This is a genomic window from Leptolyngbya cf. ectocarpi LEGE 11479, from assembly GCF_015207065.1.
Lineage (GTDB): Bacteria > Cyanobacteriota > Cyanobacteriia > Phormidesmidales > Phormidesmidaceae > Leptothoe > Leptothoe ectocarpi.
In genome coordinates, this window is sequence record NZ_JADEXP010000654.1 from 1 (window position 1) to 1,016 (window position 1,016).

A 1,016-nucleotide genomic window follows, 5' to 3' on the forward strand; every position below is an offset into this window, starting at 1 on the left:
TTCTAAGATTGCGTGGCCGTCCATATCGTCCAAGCATCCATTAGCAACAAAAAGACCGTCATCACCAACAAAAACAGATACATCCAGGGCTGAGCCAACGGTGTTACATCCTGGGTATCAATACCGGTCTTAGCCTCCACCGTTCGCACCAGCCGCGCAAACCCCACAACTCGCATGGGCAACAAATAGGCTCGGTCTGCCGCCTCAGTAATAAAGTAGTAAACCGTGCCATTTTGCCCCGTCGAGCGGGGCTTAAGCGCCTTAATGTCTGACCACGGTAAAAACCACCCTCGCCACGGTAGCGGTGACACCATGGCAATGCCCTCATCAGAGGTGTGCACCTGTTCACTTAATCCGGCCCCTAGAAAAACTGCCCCCAGCAGCGCCAAAACCACCAGAACGCTGGGCCTGACCGGGGCATCCGCAGCCTGAGCTAAAAACGGCAGTGGTAACAGCAGCGCTCCATAGAAACTCAGTAACGTGACTTTGATCAGCGGTGAAATCCGAAATCGATCCAACGCGTTATTCGAGCTAACCAACGCCATAAAGAAAAATGAGAAAAGCCAGGAATTTTGAGCGTAACATTCCTTCAAAGAGTCTGGCTGTTAAAAAAGGATGCCAAAAAGATTAAGGCAGATACTGCTGCACCACAGTCCAACCGCTGTAGCTCACCGCTGCAAACGCCACAAAGAGTACGCCATTAATGGCAACGTGCAACGAGCGCGCCCAGGGTCGAACCGAAATCTGAGACGCTGCGGCTACCGAGGCCAGCACCAGACTCACCACTGACAACCCAGCCCCCAGATGCCAAGAGTGCCCCAGACTACCGTGCTCGCCTAAGGTGCCAATGATGCCAACGCTCAAAAGTAACAGCACTAGCGCCACGAGCAATCCCCCAAGGACGATGTGTATCACCCTCAGCCATCCTGGTGCAGGGGTTTGACGGGAACGTCCATACCAAACAGCTCCCCCCGTTACTAACAAACATGTATAAACCGTGAGCGATAGCCCCATGG

General features: G+C 53.3%; 2 protein-coding genes. Both read right to left on the reverse strand.

The window, feature by feature from the left end; genetic code table 11:
- Positions 1–2 precede the first annotated feature (2 nt).
- On the reverse strand, positions 3–539 hold the full coding sequence (locus tag IQ260_RS30760) for a hypothetical protein (RefSeq protein WP_228016587.1): 537 nt from the start codon (positions 537–539) through the stop codon (positions 3–5).
- An 88-nt stretch (positions 540–627) separates the two neighbouring features.
- Positions 628–1,016, reverse strand: a 389-nt coding sequence (locus IQ260_RS30765; RefSeq protein ID WP_193996829.1) for a DUF4079 domain-containing protein, incomplete at its 5' end; no start/stop codon positions are given.